Raw genomic sequence first — 16,741 nt, forward strand, 5'->3', positions numbered from 1 at the left:
CGATGGACAATTCCAGCGACCTGTTCGGAGGACCGAAGGCCCCCGCGGAGACGCCTCCCAAGGCGGCCGCTCCGCGCGCCCGGCCCGAACCCGCGCGCCAGAAGGCCGCCGGCACGCCCGGCGAGCAGGGCTATTCCGCCTCCGACATCGAGGTCCTCGAGGGCCTCGAGCCGGTGCGCCGCCGCCCCGGCATGTATATCGGCGGCACCGACGAGAAGGCGCTGCATCACCTCTTCGCCGAGGTCATCGACAATTCCATGGACGAGGCCGTGGCCGGCCACGCCACCTGGATCGAGGTCGAGCTCTTCGCCGACGGCTCTCTCGCCGTCACCGACAACGGTCGCGGCATTCCCGTCGATCCGCACCCGAAATTCCCCGGCAAGTCGGCGCTCGAAGTGATCATGTGCACGCTCCATGCGGGCGGCAAGTTCGATTCCAAGGTCTACGAGACATCGGGCGGCCTGCACGGCGTCGGCGTCTCGGTCGTCAACGCGCTCTCCGTCTCGCTGGAGGTCGAGGTCGCGCGCGGCCAGATGCTCTATCGCCAGCGCTTCTCGCGCGGCATTCCGCAGACGGGCCTCGAGGAGCTCGGCCGGATCAACAACCGCCGCGGCACCAAGGTGCGCTTCTCGCCCGATCCGGAGATCTTCAAGGAGACGCATGTCTTCAAGCCGGCGCGGCTGTTCAAGATGGCGCGCTCCAAGGCCTATCTCTTCGGCGGCGTGGAGATCCGCTGGACCTGCGACCCGGAGCTTGTGAAGGGCACCGATACGCCGGAAAAGGCCGTGCTGCGCTTTCCCGGCGGCCTCAAGGACTATCTTGGCGCGACGCTGGAGGGCGCGACCCGCGTCCATCCCGACATTTTCGGCGGCAAACTCGACAAGCAGGGCCACGGCTCGGTCGAATGGGCCATCGGCTGGGTCGGCGACCAGGACGGTTTCGTCTCCTCCTACTGCAACACCATCCCGACCCCCGAGGGCGGCACCCACGAGCAGGGCCTGCGCTTTGCCCTGCTGCGCGGCCTGAAGGACCATGCCGAGCGCACCGGCAACAAGCGCGCCGCGCAGGTCACCGCCGACGACGTGCTGGCCGGCTGCTGCGTCATGCTCTCGGTCTTCATCCGCGAGCCGGAATTCCAGGGCCAGACCAAGGACAAGCTGGCCACCTCGGAAGCCTCGCGCATCGTCGAGAACGCCATCCGCGATCCCTTCGACCACTGGCTCGCCGGCAATCCGAACCAGGCCAACCGGCTGCTCGAATGGGTGGTGGAGCGCGCTGAGGAGCGCCTGCGCCGCCGCGCCGAGAAGGACGTCAGCCGCAAGACCGCCGTTCGCAAGCTCCGCCTGCCCGGCAAGCTCTCCGACTGCTCCAACACCTCGGCCGCGGGCTCCGAACTCTTCATCGTCGAGGGCGACTCGGCCGGCGGCTCGGCCAAGCAGGCCCGCGACCGCCAGACCCAGGCAATCCTGCCGCTGCGTGGCAAGATCCTCAACGTCGCCTCGGCCGGACGCGACAAGCTTGCCCAGAACCAGCAGCTCTCCGACCTGATCCAGGCGCTCGGCTGTGGCACCGGCTCCCACTACCGCGATGACGACCTGCGCTACGAGCGGGTGATCGTCATGACCGATGCCGATGTCGACGGCGCCCATATCGCCAGCCTGCTCATCACCTTCTTCTACCGGCAGATGCCGCGGCTCATCGACAACGGCCACCTCTACCTCGCCGTGCCGCCGCTCTACCGCCTGACCCAGGGCGGCAAGACGCTCTATGCCCGCGACGACGCCCACAAGGACGAGCTCCTGCGCACCGCCTTCAAGGGCAACCAGAAGGTCGAGATCGGCCGCTTCAAGGGCCTCGGCGAGATGATGCCGCAGCAGCTCAAGGAAACGACGATGGACAAGAAGGTCCGCACCCTCCTCCGGGTGCAGGTCGTGCCCGAGGAGCGCCCGGAGACCTCCGACAGCGTCGAGCGGCTCATGGGCGTAAAGGCCGAGCCGCGCTTCGCCTTCATCCAGGAGCGGGCGGAATTCGCCGAGGAGCTGGACATCTGATGCGCCGCCTCGCGCCGGTCACCCGGCGGTTCGCGAGCGTCTCGCTGCTGCTGGCGGCGCTGGCCGCCCCCGCCCTCGCCCAGTCGGATGCCGGCCGCGCCCTGTCGTCGCTCTCGCCCGACGTGCTCTTCGTCCGCGCCACCGGCGCATGGGTCTCGGGCGAGCGGCAGGGCAGCACGCGCATCGTCCTTTTGCGCACCCCCTCCCCCGACGGCGCTCAGCGTCTCTACGTGCAATGGCTCGCGGTGATCGACCCCGCGACGGGCCGGACCGGCACCGTCGCCACCGAGGAGATCCCCGAGGTTTTCGACTGGCGCGTCGGCATCGAGGATTACCGGGTCGAGCCGGATGGCGCGGGTTCGCGCGTGCTGATCGACGGCCGCATCATCGGCTCAGGCCAGTCGCGGCGCTACCTGCTCACGATCGGACCACCGGGCGACGTGACGTTCGGCGCGCTGCGCTAGGCCGCCAGCCAGCTGCCGAGGGCGGCATTCACCGCTTCGGGGCGCTCGATGGTCGAGAGATGGCCGCATTCCGGCACGAAGACCAGTTCTGCCCCCCGGATCCCGTCCGCCAGATCTTCCGACATGAAGCGAGGCGACAATGCATCGTCGTCGCCGCAGATGACGACGGTCCGGCAGCGAATGCCGGAGAGCAGTGGTTCATATCCGGGCCGCGCCGTGGACGCGCGTTGCTGGCGAATGTAGCGCGCAGGCCCGGTTTTTTCGGCCATGGACCTGACGAGCCCTTCAAGAGCCACATCGCCAAGGCGCCCCATGTGGACGAGACGCGACCACGAGGCCTGGTGGAGATCATCGAAGCGCCCGATCTGCGCCATCTTGATCATCGTCTCGACGATCTCCCGTTCCTCCGGCAGATCGGCGCTGGCGCGAGCACCGACCAGAGCCAGCCGGTCGACGCGCTGCGGCGCGAGGCGCATCACTTCCAGCGCCACGTAGCTGCCGAGGGCAAGGCCCGCCAGGGCAAAGCGCGGCGGAGCAGCCGCCAGGAGCCGGCGGGCCATGGCGGAAACCGTGTCGTCGCTGGCGTGATCGGCAATGGTGATCGGGTGAGAATGGCCGAAAGCGGCGACTTGAGGCGCGAAGAGATCGGCGGTGCAGTTGAGGCCCGGAACGAAGACAAGCGGCAGGCCGGGGGGCACGTTCGGCGAGGCAGGGATCGGCATGGTCGTGTCCTTCACCATGCGCACCGAATCCCGCCAATCCCATGCGCGTCATGCGTTTGACACAAGGCCCTTTCGTTGACAATCGGCCAATCGGGACTATGTTGCAGCGCATCGACCCGGGCCGGAATCCGCCGCCCGCTTCGATCATTCGTCCGTTCGGCCTCGTGGGTTCTAGGGGCCGTCATGCGCGAAGACGCTTCGCGCCGAACGCCTCGAGACAAGTCGCAAGACCCCACCAGCCAACAAGGACACTCCCGTTCCATGCCCTTTTCCGAACTCGGCCTGAGCGCCAAGGTGCAAGCCGCCGTGGCGGCTTCCGGCTATACCGAGCCAACTCCCATCCAGGCCCAGGCCATCCCCCACGTCCTGGCGCGCCGCGACGTCCTCGGCATCGCCCAGACCGGCACCGGCAAGACCGCCGCCTTCACCCTGCCGATGCTGACCATGCTGGAGGAAGGCCGCGCCCGCGCCCGCATGCCGCGCACGCTCATCCTCGAGCCGACGCGCGAACTGGCCGCCCAGGTCGAGGACAACTTCGTCAAGTACGGCGTCAACCACAAGCTGAGCGTCGCCCTGCTCATCGGCGGCGTCTCCTTCGGTGACCAGGATGCCAAGCTGACCCGCGGCGTCGATGTGCTCATCGCCACGCCGGGCCGCCTGCTCGACCATTTCGAGCGTGGCCGCCTGCTGCTCACCGGCGTCGAACTCCTCGTCATCGACGAGGCCGACCGGATGCTCGACATGGGCTTCATCCCGGACATCGAGCGCATCTGCAAGATGGTGCCCTTCACCCGCCAGACGCTCTTCTTCACGGCGACCATGCCGCCGGAGATCCAGCGGATCACCGAGCAATTCCTCCACAACCCTGTGAAGGTAGAGGTCGCCCGCCAGAATTCGACGGCGACCACCATCACCCAGCGCCTGGTGCGCTCGGGCAAGAAGGACTTCGAGAAGCGCGAGACCCTCCGCGGCCTCGTCCGTGGCGCGGAGAACCTGAAGAACGCCATCATCTTCTGCAATCGCAAGAGCGAAGTGGCGACGCTGTACAAGTCGCTCCAGAAGCACGAGTTCTCTGTCGCCGCCCTGCATGGCGACATGGACCAGAGCGCGCGCACCGCCGCTCTCGCCGCCTTCCGCGACGGCCGCATCCAGCTACTCGTCGCCTCCGACGTCGCCGCCCGCGGCCTCGACATCCCGGATGTCAGCCACGTCTTCAACTACGACACCCCGCATCATGCGGAAGACTATGTCCATCGCATCGGCCGCACCGGCCGCGCCGGACGCCTCGGTACCGCCATCACCATCGTGACTCCCGAGGACGGCAAGCTCGTCAGCGCCATCGAGAAGCTGATCGGCCAGCCGATCGAGTGGGGCTCCGACCCGGTCACCGAGGAGGAGACCAGCGAGGCCCGCCGGGAACGACGCGCCGGCGGTGGCCGCGGCGAACGCTCTGGCCGCGGTGGACGCGAAGGCCGTGAGGACCGGGGCCGTGAGGAGCGCGGCGGCCGAAAGGGCCGTGGCGATCGTTCCGAGCCGCGCGAAGCGCGCGAGCCCCGTGAAGCCCGGGAACCGCGCGAGGTCCGCGAGCCTCGCGAATCGCGTGATCCCGTTCCCCGCGCCGAGCGCCCTGCCCGTCCGCCCGAGGCCCCGCGCGCACGCGGCGCAGAGCGCCCGGCAGGCCGGCCTCCGGTCCACGAGGAGGCGGACATGTCCCACCTCCCGCAGTTCCTGCTGCGACCTGTCACCTATCGCGCGAAATGACGTTACGTCATGTCGGATTTTTACGCGGCATAAAGCATTAACGGTCTAGCCTCCGGACGACTGACACGCGCGGCCTTCTCGGCCGCGCTGCCAAACGCCCAGGATCGGCGACCCGATGGACAACCGCGACGACATCGAACGCAGCTACGCCTTCGGCGATCTGGCCTTCTCGCAGATCAAGGGACGTGGACTGACCGCGATCCCGCGGAACTATGAGGTCTGGTACTGCTACGCGTCCGGCTATCACACCGAGCTTTCGGACGCGGTCAATGCGGTCCTGTCGCAGAACGGCAGCATCACCCAGGATCACCTCGATAGCATCTTCGAGAACTATCTCTCCCAGACGCGGATGGGCGAGAAGATCGACGTCGTGGGCAGCCGCGTGCTCGACGAGATCGAGCATGTGATGACGATGATCGATTCGGCCGCCGGCCAGGCCAATGCCTATGGCAACGACCTCGCCGGCGCCTCGGCGCGCCTGGCTTCCATGGGCTCGCCCGAAGGCGTCAGGACCATCATCGAGAACCTCGTCCGCTCGACGCGAGAGATCGAGGCGAACAACAAGGCGCTGGAGCAGCGCCTCAAGGCCTCCCGCAGCGAGATCAAGCTGCTGCAGGAGAACCTCGACGCGGTGCGGACGGAATCGCTCACCGATCCCCTCACCTCGCTCGGCAACCGCAAGTATTACGACCAGTCCATCGCCAAGGCCGTGGCGCTCGCCAACAAGGCTGAGACACCACTGAGCCTGCTGGTCAGCGACATCGACCATTTCAAGAAGTTCAACGACACGTTCGGTCACCTCACCGGCGACCAGGTGCTGCGCCTCGTCGCCCTTTCGGTGAAGCAGAACGTCAAGGGCCAGGATCTCGCCTGCCGCTACGGCGGCGAGGAATTCGCCATCATCCTCCCCGACACCACGCTGCGCGCCGCGGTCACGGTCGCCGAGCACATCCGCCGCGCCGTCATGACCAAGGAGCTCATCAAGCGCTCCACCAACGAGAATCTCGGCCGCACCACCATCTCGCTGGGGGTCGCGACCTTCCGGCCCGGCGACACCGTGGCGAGCCTCTACGACCGGGCCGACCGCTGCCTCTATGCGGCCAAGCGCAACGGCCGCAACCGCGTGGTCTGCGAGACCGATCCGGAAGCCGAACTCAAGGTGGCGTGAGCGCCTTCCGGCGACGCGTCGTCTTCGGCTTCGCCGCGGCACGCAGGCCCGCCGCGAAAGCGATCCCCGCCCAGTGCCGCAACTCATCCTCGTCGTCGAAACAGGTCTCCGGCATCCGCCGGTAACTGCCGACAGTCGTCTCGCCGCGCTTCGTCGCGTAGGTGAAGGGCTTCGCCCCCGCGGCGTCATAGAGCGGGGCGCTGGTCGCATCCGATTTCAGGAACAGGTCGTCGCCGATGGCGAGAGCGAAGATCACGCCGTCACGATAGATCCCATGGCCGGAGAACATCCGCCGGAGGGAGACCCGGGCGAAGGGCGCGAAAAGATCGACCAGGACATCCGGGTCGAAGGCGCCCATCTCAGGCCGTGCCGAGCGCCTCGGGACGCGCCGGGGTCAGGGCGATGGACTCGCCGCAGCCGCAGGCCGAGGTCTGGTTGGGATTGTTGAAGACGAAGCGCGCCGAGAGCTTGTCGGTGACGTAGTCCATCTCCGTGCCGATCAGATAGAGCACGGCCTTGGCGTCGATGAAGACACGCACGCCGCGATCCTCGACGATCTCGTCGAACTTGCCGGGCTCGTCCACGAATTCCATCGTGTATTCCATGCCGGCGCAGCCGCCCTTGGTCACGCCAACCCGAAGCCCGGAACTGTCCTTGCCGGAGGCGAGGACCAGGTCCTTCACCCGACCGGCCGCGGCTTCCGTCAGCCGCATCGCCTGCATCTTGGGCATCTGCCTCTCCGAAAGCGCACGGATTCAAGGTCCGGCGTCCAAAGCGTCTGTCACAGATATAGAGATTGCGGCGAAGGGGTTAAAGCCCCGTCACGCCGCACCCGGTCACCACATGTTGAGGGCGACGCGCGCCTCGTCCGACATGCGGCTCTGGTCCCAGGGCGGATCGAAGGTGAGGCTCACCTTCACCTCGGCAATCCCCGGCACGCTCGCCACCGCATTCTCCACCATGCCCGGCAGTTCGGCCGCCGACGGACAGGAAGGCGAGGTCAGCGTCATGTCGATGGCGACCTTGCGGGAATCGTCGATGTCGACGCGGTAGATCAGTCCGAGCTCGTAGATGTCGGAGGGAATCTCGGGGTCATAGACCGACTTCATGGCCGCGACGATGTCGTCGGTAAGGCGGTCGAGTTCCTCCGGCGGGATGGCGGTGGTGTCGCCGCCGACGGTGGTGTTGAGGGTCTGTTGCTCGTCCATCGGGTTCAAGGTCCGTGGCATCGGGGGCGAGGCGGAACCGCCTCACCCGAAGAGAGATTGGGCCTTGAGAAGGGCTTCCGCAAGGCGGTCGACCTCTTCGGTGGTGTTGTAGAGGCCGAAGGAGGCGCGACAGGTGGAGGTGACACCATATCGCTGGAGAAGGGGCTGGGCGCAATGGGTGCCGGCGCGGACCGCGACACCATAGCGGTCGATCACGGTGGCGACGTCATGGGCATGGGCCCCCTTCATCTCGAAGGAGACGATGGCGCCCTTGTCCCGCGCATGACCGAAGATCCGTAGCGAGTTGATGGCGCCGAGCCGCTCATGCGCATAGCGGACGAGGCTGTCCTCATGCGCCCGGATGGCGGGCCGGCCGATGGAGCGCATGTAGTCGAGCGCAGCTCCCAGGCCGATGGCCTGGACGATGGCGGGGGTACCCGCCTCGAAACGGTGGGGCGGATCGTTGTAGGTGACGCCCTCGGTGGTCACCACCGAGATCATCTCGCCGCCGCCATTGTAGGGCGGCATGCGCTCCAGGTGCTCGCGCTTGCCGTAGAGCACGCCGATGCCGGTCGGCCCATAGACCTTGTGGCCGGTGAAAACGTAGAAGTCCGCGTCGAGGTCCTGCACGTCCACGTCCATGTGGACGGCCGCCTGCGACCCGTCGACCAGCACCGGAATGCCCCGTGCATGGGCCATCCGGATGCATTCCTTGATCGGCACGACAGTGCCGAGCGCGTTCGACATGTGGGTCAGCGCCACCATCTTCACGCGGGGCCCGAGCAGTTTCTCGAACTCCTCGATGAGGAAATTGCCGTCCTCGTCGATCGGCGCCCAGACGAGCTTCGCCCCGCGCCGCTCGCGGTGGAAATGCCACGGCACGATGTTCGAGTGGTGCTCCATGATCGAGAGCACGATCTCGTCGCCCTCCCCGATCACCAGCCCGCCGAACGAGGCCGCCGCGAGGTTGATCGCCTCCGACGCATTGCGGGTGAAGATGATCTCGTCGACCGAGGGCGCGTTGAGGAAGGCGCGCACACTCTCGCGCGACGCCTCATAGGCCTCGGTGGCGGCATTGGCGAGGTAGTGCAGGCCGCGATGGACGTTGGCGTATTCGCTCTCATAGGCCCGGGTGATCCGGTCGATCACCTGCCGCGGCTTCTGCGCCGAGGCGGCATTGTCGAGAAAGACCAGGTCCTTGCCATAGGGCTTCAGGCTCAGCGCCGGGAAGTCCTTGCGGATCAGGCCGACGTCGTAGCCGCCGCCGGCAACCGCCGGATGTGTGCCGACCACCGGGCTGGTCTCGGGGCTCATGCTCAGGTCCTCGCCAGCATCCAGTCGGTGACCGAGGCCAAGAGGGCCGCACGCAGCTCCTCGACCGCCTCGCCGAGCCCCTCGTCGCCGAAATCCTCGATCGCCTCGCGCGCGAAGGCCTCGACCAGCAGCGCCTCGGCTTCCTGAGACGGGATGCCACGGGCCTTCAGGTAGAACATCAGGTCTTCGTCGAGCTCGCCGCAGGTGCAGCCATGGGCGCAGGCCACGTCATCGGCGAAGATCTCAAGCTCCGGCTTGTTGTCCATCGCCGGCCCCTCGGCCAGCATGATGGTCTGGCTCATCATCCGGCCATCGGTCTTCTGCGCGATGGGCTGGACGATGATCTTGCCCTGGAACACGCCATGGGCCTCGCCGTCGAGCACATGCTTGAAGGTCTCGCGGCTCTCGCAGTTCGGCACGGCATGATCCATGACCAGCGTCGTGTCGGCATGCTGCCGGCCCTTGAGCAGGGAGACGCCGCGCAACGTGGCGCGGGCATTCTCGCCTGAGAAGCGCACGAAGAGCTGGTTGCGGGCGACGGCCGCACCCGAGGTCAGGGTCAGCGTGTCGAAATGCGCCTCGGCGCCGATCTCCGCCTCCAGCGTGGAGAGGTGCAGCGCCTCGGAGCCCTCGAGCTGGCGGCGGCCGTGCTCAAGCCGCGCACCATCGCGGATGATCGCCTGCACGACGACGTTTTTCTGGTAGTCCGTGCCGGCCGGGCCAAGATGGGTCTCGACGAGACCGGCGGTGGCGCCGGCGCCGACGATCACCACGACGCGGGCATTGGTCAGCTTCGCCGCACCATCCGAGGTCAGGAAGACGAGGTCGAGCGCATGGCTCACGGCGGTGCCCGGCGCGATCTCGATCAGCAGGCCATCGGTGAGGAAGGCGTTGTTGAGCGCGAAGGCGGTGTTCTCGCGCGTCGCCGGCTGGCCGGCGAGCAGCGCCTGCAACTCAGGCCGACGCACCAGCGCCTCGGCAAGGCCGGAGACGCTGACGCCCTCGGGCAGCGGGCCGCCATCGGCGAGGTCGGGAGCGTGATGGCCGTCGATGAGAACGATGCGGCTGCCGCCGACGCGCGGCAGGCGGCCGACGGCAACCTTCGCCGCGAGCAGGGCCGATGCGTCGGGTGCGCCCGCCAGCGGCTTCGCCTCGCGCATCATCGTGCGCAGGTCGGTGTACTTCCAGGCCTCGACGCGGCGATGCGGCAGGCCGGTCGCCTCGAAGCGGGCGAACCCGTCGACGCGCAGGCTCTCCAGCGCCGCCGCAGCGGGGCCGGCATCACGCAATGCGCCGAAGGCGCCGATCAGCGCCTGTTCGGCCGGGGTTCGGATAGGGGTCACGGCGTTCATATTGGCCTCACGCGGCCTTGCCGACGATGTCGGCATAGCCCTTGGCCTCGAGCTCAAGGGCGAGCTCCGGGCCGCCAGTGGTGATGATACGACCGCCCGACAGGACATGGACCACGTCCGGCTTGATGTAGTCGAGCAGGCGCTGATAGTGCGTGATGACGACGAAGGAGCGGTCCGGCGAGCGCATGGCGTTGACGCCGTCGGCGACGATCTTCAGCGCGTCGATGTCGAGGCCGGAATCGGTCTCGTCGAGGATGGCGACCTTCGGCTGGAGCAGCGCCATCTGCAGGATCTCGTTGCGCTTCTTCTCACCGCCCGAGAAGCCGACATTGACCGAGCGCTTCAGCATGTCCGGCGAGATGCCGAGCTCCTTGGCCTTGCCGTTGACCAGCTTGATGAACTCCGGCGTCGAGATCTCGTCGAGGCCGTTCTTCTTGCGCTGGGCGTTGATGGCCGCCTTGAGGAAGGTCATCTGGCCGACGCCGGGGATCTCGATCGGATACTGGAAGGCGAGGAACAGGCCCTTGGCGGCGCGCTCGTCGGCGGCCAGCTCCAGGATGTTCTCGCCGTCCAGCAGCGCCTCGCCGCCGGTGACCTCATAGTCCTCGCGACCGGCGAGGACATAGGACAGCGTCGACTTGCCCGAGCCGTTCGGACCCATGATGGCGGCGACCTGCCCCTTCTCGACGGTGAGGTTCAGGCCATTGAGGATCTGCTTGTCCTCGTCGGCGAGCTTGGCGGTGAGGTTCTTGATCTTGAGCAGGGACATGACGTGTGGTCCTAAAGGGTCAGGGGCCGCGCCGGGCGCGGCGGAATAAGGGGGTAAGGGGCCGGCCGATCAGCCGACCGAGCCTTCCAGCGAGATCGCGATCAGCTTCTGGGCCTCCACCATGAACTCCATCGGGAGCTGCTGGAGGACGTCCTTGACGAAGCCGTTGACGATGAGGGCGATGGCCTCTTCCTGCGTCAGCCCGCGCTGCATGCAGTAGAACATCTGGTCCTCGGACACCTTCGAGGTGGTGGCCTCGTGCTCGAAGACCGCCGAGGCCGTCTTGCTCTCGATATAGGGCACGGTGTGCGCGCCGCACTTGTCGCCGATGAGCAGCGAGTCGCAGTTGGTGAAGTTCTTGGCATTCGTCGCCCGGCGATGGGCCGAGACGAGGCCGCGATAGGTGTTCTGCGAGCGACCGGCCGAGATGCCCTTCGAGATGATGCGCGAGCGGGTGTTCTTGCCCAGATGGATCATCTTGGTGCCGGAATCGACCTGCTGCGCGCCGTTTGACACGGCGATCGAGTAGAACTCGCCCTGGCTCTCGTCGCCGCGCAGGATGCAGCTCGGATATTTCCAGGTGATGGCCGAACCGGTCTCGACCTGCGTCCAGGAAATCTTCGAGCGCGCGCCGCGGCAGTCGCCGCGCTTTGTCACGAAGTTGTAGATGCCGCCCTTGCCCTCGGAATCGCCGGGGTACCAGTTCTGCACCGTCGAGTACTTGATCTCCGCGTCGTCGAGGGCGACGAGCTCGACCACGGCGGCGTGGAGCTGGTTCTCGTCGCGCATCGGCGCGGTGCAGCCCTCAAGGTAGCTCACATAGGAGCCCTTGTCGGCGATGATCAGCGTCCGCTCGAACTGGCCGGTCTTCTGCTCGTTGATGCGGAAATAGGTCGACAGCTCCATCGGGCAGCGCACGCCCGGCGGAATGTAGACGAACGAACCATCCGAGAAGACGGCGGCATTGAGCGTCGCGTAGAAGTTGTCCGTCGTCGGGACGACCGAGCCGATATACTGCTTCACCAGCTCGGGGTGCTCGTGCAGCGCCTCGGAGATCGAGCAGAAGATGACGCCCGACTTGCGCAGCTCCTCCTTGAAGGTGGTCACCACCGACACGGAATCGAAGACCGCGTCGACGGCGATCCGCTTCTCCGGCGCGATGCCGGCGAGGATCTCCTGCTCGCGCAGCGGGATGCCGAGCTTCTTGTAGGTCTCCAGGATCGCCGGATCGATCTCGTCGAGAGAGTTCGGCGCCGGGTTCGATTTCGGCGCGGCGTAATAATACATGTCCTGGAAGTCGATCTGCGGATAGTCGACCCGCGCCCAGTCCGGCTCGCGCATGGTCAGCCAGCGCCGATAGGCGTCGAGACGCCATTCCAGCATCCAGGCGGGCTCGTTCTTGCGCGCCGAGATGTAGCGGACGATGTCCTCGGACAGCCCCTTGGGCGCCAGCTCCATCTCGATATCGGTGCTGAAGCCGTACTTGTACTGGTCGACGTCGATCGCTTTGACCTGATCGACGGTCTCCTGAACCGCAGGCATCCTCTTCTCCTCGTCCTCGCGGCTTCAAGGGCCGCAGGTTGGTTGGGGTCAGGCGGCGCGCGCCGCCCCGGTCTTCACATGGGCGGCATAGGCCGCCAGGAACTGATCGATCTCGGCGGACGTCGTGGTCCAGCCGAGGCTGATGCGCAAGGCCGAACGCGCCTCGCGCGGCGAAATGCCCATTGCCGCGAGCACATGGCTCGGCGCCACCTTGCCGGAGGAACAGGCCGAGCCGGTTGACACGGCGATGCCGGCAAGATCGAGCGCAATGGTCAGCGTCTCGCCCTCGCGGCCGGGATGCAGGGTCAGGCTGGTATTCGGCAATCGGTCGAGGCCTGCGGCGACGACCCGGATATCGGGCACAAGGGCGGCAAGGCCCGCCTCGAGCCGGTCGCGCAAGGCGGCGAGGCGAGCGCCCTCCCCGGCTTCCGCCGCAACCGCCCTCGCGGCGGCGCCGAAGCTGGCAATGCCCGCAAGGTTCTCGGTTCCGGCGCGCCGCCGACCCTCCTGGCCGCCGCCCCGCACCAGTGGCGGGAAGCTCACGGCCTCGGAGGCCGTGATGATGGCGCCGACACCAGCGGGACCGCCGATCTTGTGGGCGGAGACGAAAAGCGCGTCGCAGCCAAGGTCCGCCATGGAGAGCGGCAGCTTGCCGAGAGCCTGGACCGCATCGACCACCAGCGCCGCGCCATGGGCCCGGCAGAGCGCCGCAACCGCAGCGACCGGCTGGATGACGCCGGTCTCGTTGTTCGCCGCCATGACGGCCACCAGCGCCGGCCCGCCCCCGGCGAGGAGCACGTCGAGGCGGGCAAGGTCGATCACGCCTTCGGCTGTCGCCGGGCAGAGGCTCACCGCCTCGGGCACGAAACGGCCACCGGCGAGCACGCAGGAATGTTCGATCGCCGAGACAATGAGGCGGGCAAAGGGACCCTTCCCCGTGACGCCCGCAAAATCCGGTGCCAGAAGGGTCGCCGCCGCCTCGCTGCCGCCGGAGGTGAAGGTCACGCAGCGCGGATCGCCGCCGACAAGGTCCGCGACCGACTGACGCGCCTCTTCGATCATGCGCCGGGCCGCCCGACCCTCGGCATGGACGGCGGAGGCGTTGCCCCCCGTCGTCATCGCCGCGACCATAGCCGCGCGCGCTTCCGGGCGAAGCGGCATCGTAGCATTATGATCGAGGTAGACGCGGGTCATCGGGGAAATTGGCCCTGTCGGAAAGTCTTGGCATCGCAAGCCGGGTTCGTGCTATAGGCGCGGCCCGACGTCGCTTTCGCCGTCCCGCTGCGGGTCCGGCAAGCACGTTTAGAATAATTCTAAAAGCTAGAGCCGCCTCGCCGCCCTGTCAAGGTCGGCACCATCATCAAAGTGACTTTTTGCCGTCAAGTTTGATGTCGTGAAGGGGGCCATGACGAGGATTTCCGATGCCTGAAGTCATCTTCAACGGTCCGGCAGGCCGGATCGAGGGTCGATATCATCCCGCCAAGGTCCGCTCCGCCCCCATCGGCATCGTTCTTCATCCGCACCCGCAGTTCGGCGGGACGATGAACAACCAGATCGTCTACAACTGCTACTATCAGTTCGTGAACCGCGGCTTCTCGGTGCTGCGCTTCAATTTCCGCGGTGTCGGCCGCAGCCAGGGCGCCTTCGACCATGGCGTTGGCGAACTCTCCGACGCCGCGGCGGCGCTGGACTATGCCCAGGCCATCAACCCCGAGGCCCGCACCTGCTGGATCGCCGGCTTTTCCTTCGGCGCCTGGATCGGCATGCAGCTGCTGATGCGCCGTCCGGAGGTCGAGGGCTTCATCTCCATCGCCCCGCCGGCCAACCTCTACGACTTCTCCTTCCTCGCCCCCTGCCCGTCCTCCGGCCTCATCGTCCATGGCGACAAGGACGCGGTGGTGCCGCTGACCTCGGTCCAGGGCCTCGTCGAGAAGCTGAAGACCCAGAAGGGCATCGTCATCGAGCAGCAGGTCGTGCCCGGCGCGAACCACTTCTTCGAGAACGCCATCGACCCGCTGATGGAGGTTGTCGGCAACTATCTCGACAAGCGCCTGGGGAAACAGGACGCCGCGGAGTGAGGCGAGGCTTGCGGGGTCGTCCGACTCCGCTTAAAGCCCGGGGCTTATGACGCAAGACCCTTCGTCCTTCGTGCTGAAGCGCCGGCACCTGCTCGGGATCGAGGGGCTTTCCCCCCAGGAAATCACCGGTCTTCTCGATCTCGCCGAGGAATTCGTCACCCTCAACCGGCAGATCGAGAAGAAGCGCACCAGCTTGCGCGGCCGCACCCAGATCAATCTTTTCTTCGAGTCCTCGACCCGGACCCAGTCCTCGTTCGAGCTCGCCGGCAAGCGCCTCGGCGCCGACGTCATGAACATGTCGGTGGCCCAGTCCTCCATCAAGAAGGGCGAGACGCTGATCGATACGGCGCTCACCCTCAACGCCATGCATCCGGACATCCTGATCATGCGCCACGCCGCCTCCGGCGCGGTGGAACTCCTGTCGAAGAAGGTCGACTGCTCCGTCGTCAATGCCGGCGACGGCACCCATGAGCACCCCACCCAGGCGCTGCTCGACGCGCTGACAATCCGCCGCAACAAGGGCCGCATCGAGCGCCTGACGGTCGCCATCTGCGGCGACATCCTGCATTCGCGCGTTGCCCGCTCCAACATCATCCTGCTCAACCAGATGCAGGCGCGGGTGCGCGCCATCGGCCCCTCGACGCTCCTGCCCGCCGCCGCCGAGCGCCTCGGCGTCGAGGTCTTCCGCGACATGAAGGAAGGCCTGCGCGACGCGGATATCGTCATGATGCTGCGCCTGCAACGCGAGCGCATGAACGGCTCCTTCGTGCCCTCGGTGCAGGAGTATTTCCACTATTTCGGCCTCGACGAGACCAAGCTCCGCTATGCCAAGCCCGACGCGCTGGTCATGCATCCAGGTCCCATGAACCGCGGCGTCGAGATCTCGACGGCGGTGGCGGATGGCGCCCAGTCGCTCATCCGCGAGCAGGTCGAGATGGGTGTCGCCGTGCGCATGGCGGTGCTCGAAGCGCTCGCCCGCAACCTGCCAAACGCGTGAGGGCCACGATGACCACGAGCCCGCGCCCTCTCCTTCTCGCCGACGCCCTGCTCGTCGATCCGGCCGCCGGCACCGAGACCCGCGGCGGGCTGCTGATCCGTGACGGCATCATCGCCGATGCCGGCCCGCAGCTCACGCCGTCCAGCATCGGCCCCGATGTCGAGGTCATGGCCTGCGGCGGCAAGGTGCTGGCGCCGGGCCTCGTCGACATGCGCTGCTTCGTCGGCGAGCCCGGCTACGAGTACCGCGAGACCATCGCCTCCGCCACGGCCGCGGCGGCGGCCGGCGGCGTCACCACCATCGTCTGCCAGCCGGCGACCGACCCGGTCATCGACGACCCCGCCATTGTCGACTTCCTGCTCCGCCGCGCCCGTGACACCGGCATCGTCCATGTCCATCCCATGGCGGCCATCACCAAGAAGCTCGCCGGGCGCGAGATGACGGAGTTCGGCCTCTTGCAGGAGGCCGGCGCGGTCGCCTTCACCGACGGCGCCCGTTCCGTCACAGACGCCCTCGTCATGCGCCGCGCCATGACCTATGCGCGCGATTTCGACGCCCTCATCGTCCACCACACCGAGGACCCTGCCCTCGTCGGCGAGGGCGTGATGAACGAGGGCGAGTTCGCCTCGCGCCTCGGGCTTGGCGGCATTCCGGTCGAGGCCGAGACCATCATGCTTGAGCGCGACATCCGCCTGGTGAAACTCACCGGCGCGCGCTACCACGCCGCATCCATCACCTGCCGCGACTCCCTCGCCATCATCGCCCGGGCGAAGACCGAAGGCCTGCCGGTCACCGCGGCGGTGACGATCAACCACCTGACCCTCAACGAGAACGACATCGGCAGCTATCGCACCTTCTGCAAGGTGACGCCGCCGCTGCGCACCGAGGATGACCGCCTGGCCCTCGCCGATGCCGTCGCCGACGGCACGATCGACGTGGTCGTCTCCGATCACGATCCCCAGGACGTCGAGACCAAGCGACTGCCCTTCGCCGAGGCCTATCCCGGCGCTGTCGGCGTCGAGACCATGCTGCCGGCGGCCCTTCGCCTCGTCCATGCCGGCCTCGTGCCTCTTCACGCGCTGTTTCGTGCGCTCTCGACCGCGCCCGCGGCCCTGCTTGGCCTGCCCGGCGGCTCGCTGGCTGTGGGCGAACCGGCCGACCTCGTCCTCGTCGATATCGACGAGCCCTGGGTCCTCAACCGCGACACCCTGCGCTCCAAGTGCAAGAACTCGCCCTTCGACGAGGCGCGGCTGACCGGCCGGGTCGCTGCCACCTTTGTCGCGGGACGCAAGGTCTTTTCGCTGTCCGCGTGATG

At 67.2% G+C, this 16,741-nt stretch carries 16 protein-coding genes; 7 read left to right on the top strand and 9 right to left on the bottom strand.

Annotated features, from left to right (window positions below; all coding sequences use genetic code 11):
* Positions 1–2 precede the first annotated feature (2 nt).
* Positions 3–2,051 carry a DNA topoisomerase IV subunit B gene (parE, locus tag O9344_RS08890; protein WP_298475350.1) on the top strand — a complete coding sequence of 683 codons (2,049 nt, stop codon included), beginning with the start codon at positions 3–5 and terminating at the stop codon, positions 2,049–2,051.
* Complete coding sequence (locus O9344_RS08895; protein WP_298475352.1) at positions 2,051–2,515, top strand: hypothetical protein; 465 nt, start codon at positions 2,051–2,053, stop codon at positions 2,513–2,515. Before parE ends, O9344_RS08895 begins: the two co-directional genes overlap by 1 nt.
* Here the strand turns inward: O9344_RS08895 and O9344_RS08900 are convergent.
* The gene (locus tag O9344_RS08900) at positions 2,512–3,237 is read right to left on the bottom strand and encodes an alpha/beta hydrolase (protein ID WP_298475355.1); all 726 of its coding nucleotides are present in this window, start codon (positions 3,235–3,237) and stop codon (positions 2,512–2,514) included. The genes O9344_RS08895 and O9344_RS08900 overlap by 4 nt on opposite strands.
* A 261-nt stretch (positions 3,238–3,498) precedes the next feature.
* Between O9344_RS08900 and O9344_RS08905 the strand changes: the two genes are divergently transcribed.
* A complete protein-coding gene (locus O9344_RS08905; protein ID WP_298475358.1) occupies positions 3,499–4,998 on the top strand; it encodes a DEAD/DEAH box helicase in 1,500 nt (499 codons plus the stop codon).
* Positions 4,999–5,113: 115 nt separating this feature from the next.
* Positions 5,114–6,166: a GGDEF domain-containing protein gene (locus tag O9344_RS08910; protein WP_298475361.1), complete on the top strand. Its 1,053-nt coding sequence runs from the start codon at positions 5,114–5,116 to the stop codon at positions 6,164–6,166.
* On the opposite strand, the gene O9344_RS08915 is transcribed toward O9344_RS08910, so the two are convergent.
* From O9344_RS08915 to O9344_RS08950, 8 genes are all read right to left on the bottom strand, one after another.
* Entirely contained in the window at positions 6,153–6,524 is a 372-nt protein-coding gene (locus tag O9344_RS08915) for a TfoX/Sxy family protein (RefSeq protein ID WP_298475364.1), read from the bottom strand. The genes O9344_RS08910 and O9344_RS08915 overlap by 14 nt on opposite strands.
* A gap of 1 nt (position 6,525) precedes the next feature.
* The gene (locus tag O9344_RS08920; protein ID WP_298475369.1) at positions 6,526–6,897 is read right to left on the bottom strand and encodes an iron-sulfur cluster assembly accessory protein; all 372 of its coding nucleotides are present in this window, start codon (positions 6,895–6,897) and stop codon (positions 6,526–6,528) included.
* Positions 6,898–7,002: 105 nt separating this feature from the next.
* Positions 7,003–7,374, bottom strand: coding sequence for an SUF system Fe-S cluster assembly protein (locus tag O9344_RS08925; RefSeq protein ID WP_298475372.1), 372 nt, complete (start codon positions 7,372–7,374; stop codon positions 7,003–7,005).
* Positions 7,375–7,416: 42 nt separating this feature from the next.
* A complete protein-coding gene (locus tag O9344_RS08930) occupies positions 7,417–8,688 on the bottom strand; it encodes a cysteine desulfurase (protein ID WP_298475375.1) in 1,272 nt (423 codons plus the stop codon).
* Positions 8,689–8,690: 2 nt separating this feature from the next.
* A complete protein-coding gene (gene sufD, locus O9344_RS08935; RefSeq protein WP_298475378.1) occupies positions 8,691–10,040 on the bottom strand; it encodes a Fe-S cluster assembly protein SufD in 1,350 nt (449 codons plus the stop codon).
* Positions 10,041–10,047: 7 nt separating this feature from the next.
* A complete protein-coding gene (gene sufC, locus O9344_RS08940) occupies positions 10,048–10,803 on the bottom strand; it encodes a Fe-S cluster assembly ATPase SufC (protein ID WP_298475806.1) in 756 nt (251 codons plus the stop codon).
* A gap of 75 nt (positions 10,804–10,878) precedes the next feature.
* Positions 10,879–12,351: a Fe-S cluster assembly protein SufB gene (gene sufB, locus O9344_RS08945; protein ID WP_273511427.1), complete on the bottom strand. Its 1,473-nt coding sequence runs from the start codon at positions 12,349–12,351 to the stop codon at positions 10,879–10,881.
* Positions 12,352–12,399: 48 nt separating this feature from the next.
* Positions 12,400–13,545 carry a cysteine desulfurase family protein gene (locus O9344_RS08950; protein ID WP_298475388.1) on the bottom strand — a complete coding sequence of 382 codons (1,146 nt, stop codon included), beginning with the start codon at positions 13,543–13,545 and terminating at the stop codon, positions 12,400–12,402.
* 227 nt (positions 13,546–13,772) lie between these two features.
* On the opposite strand from O9344_RS08950, the gene O9344_RS08955 reads away from it, so the two are divergent.
* The 3 genes from O9344_RS08955 to O9344_RS08965 are packed head-to-tail and all read left to right on the top strand — an operon-like array spanning position 13,773 to position 16,739.
* A complete protein-coding gene (locus O9344_RS08955) occupies positions 13,773–14,429 on the top strand; it encodes an alpha/beta hydrolase (RefSeq protein WP_108177232.1) in 657 nt (218 codons plus the stop codon).
* Between the two features lie 46 nt (positions 14,430–14,475).
* Complete coding sequence (locus tag O9344_RS08960; protein WP_298475399.1) at positions 14,476–15,426, top strand: aspartate carbamoyltransferase catalytic subunit; 951 nt, start codon at positions 14,476–14,478, stop codon at positions 15,424–15,426.
* Between the two features lie 8 nt (positions 15,427–15,434).
* Complete coding sequence (locus O9344_RS08965) at positions 15,435–16,739, top strand: dihydroorotase (protein WP_298475402.1); 1,305 nt, start codon at positions 15,435–15,437, stop codon at positions 16,737–16,739.
* Positions 16,740–16,741 lie beyond the last annotated feature (2 nt).

It is taken from the genome of Phreatobacter sp. (assembly GCF_027532945.1).
Taxonomy (GTDB): domain Bacteria; phylum Pseudomonadota; class Alphaproteobacteria; order Rhizobiales; family Phreatobacteraceae; genus Phreatobacter.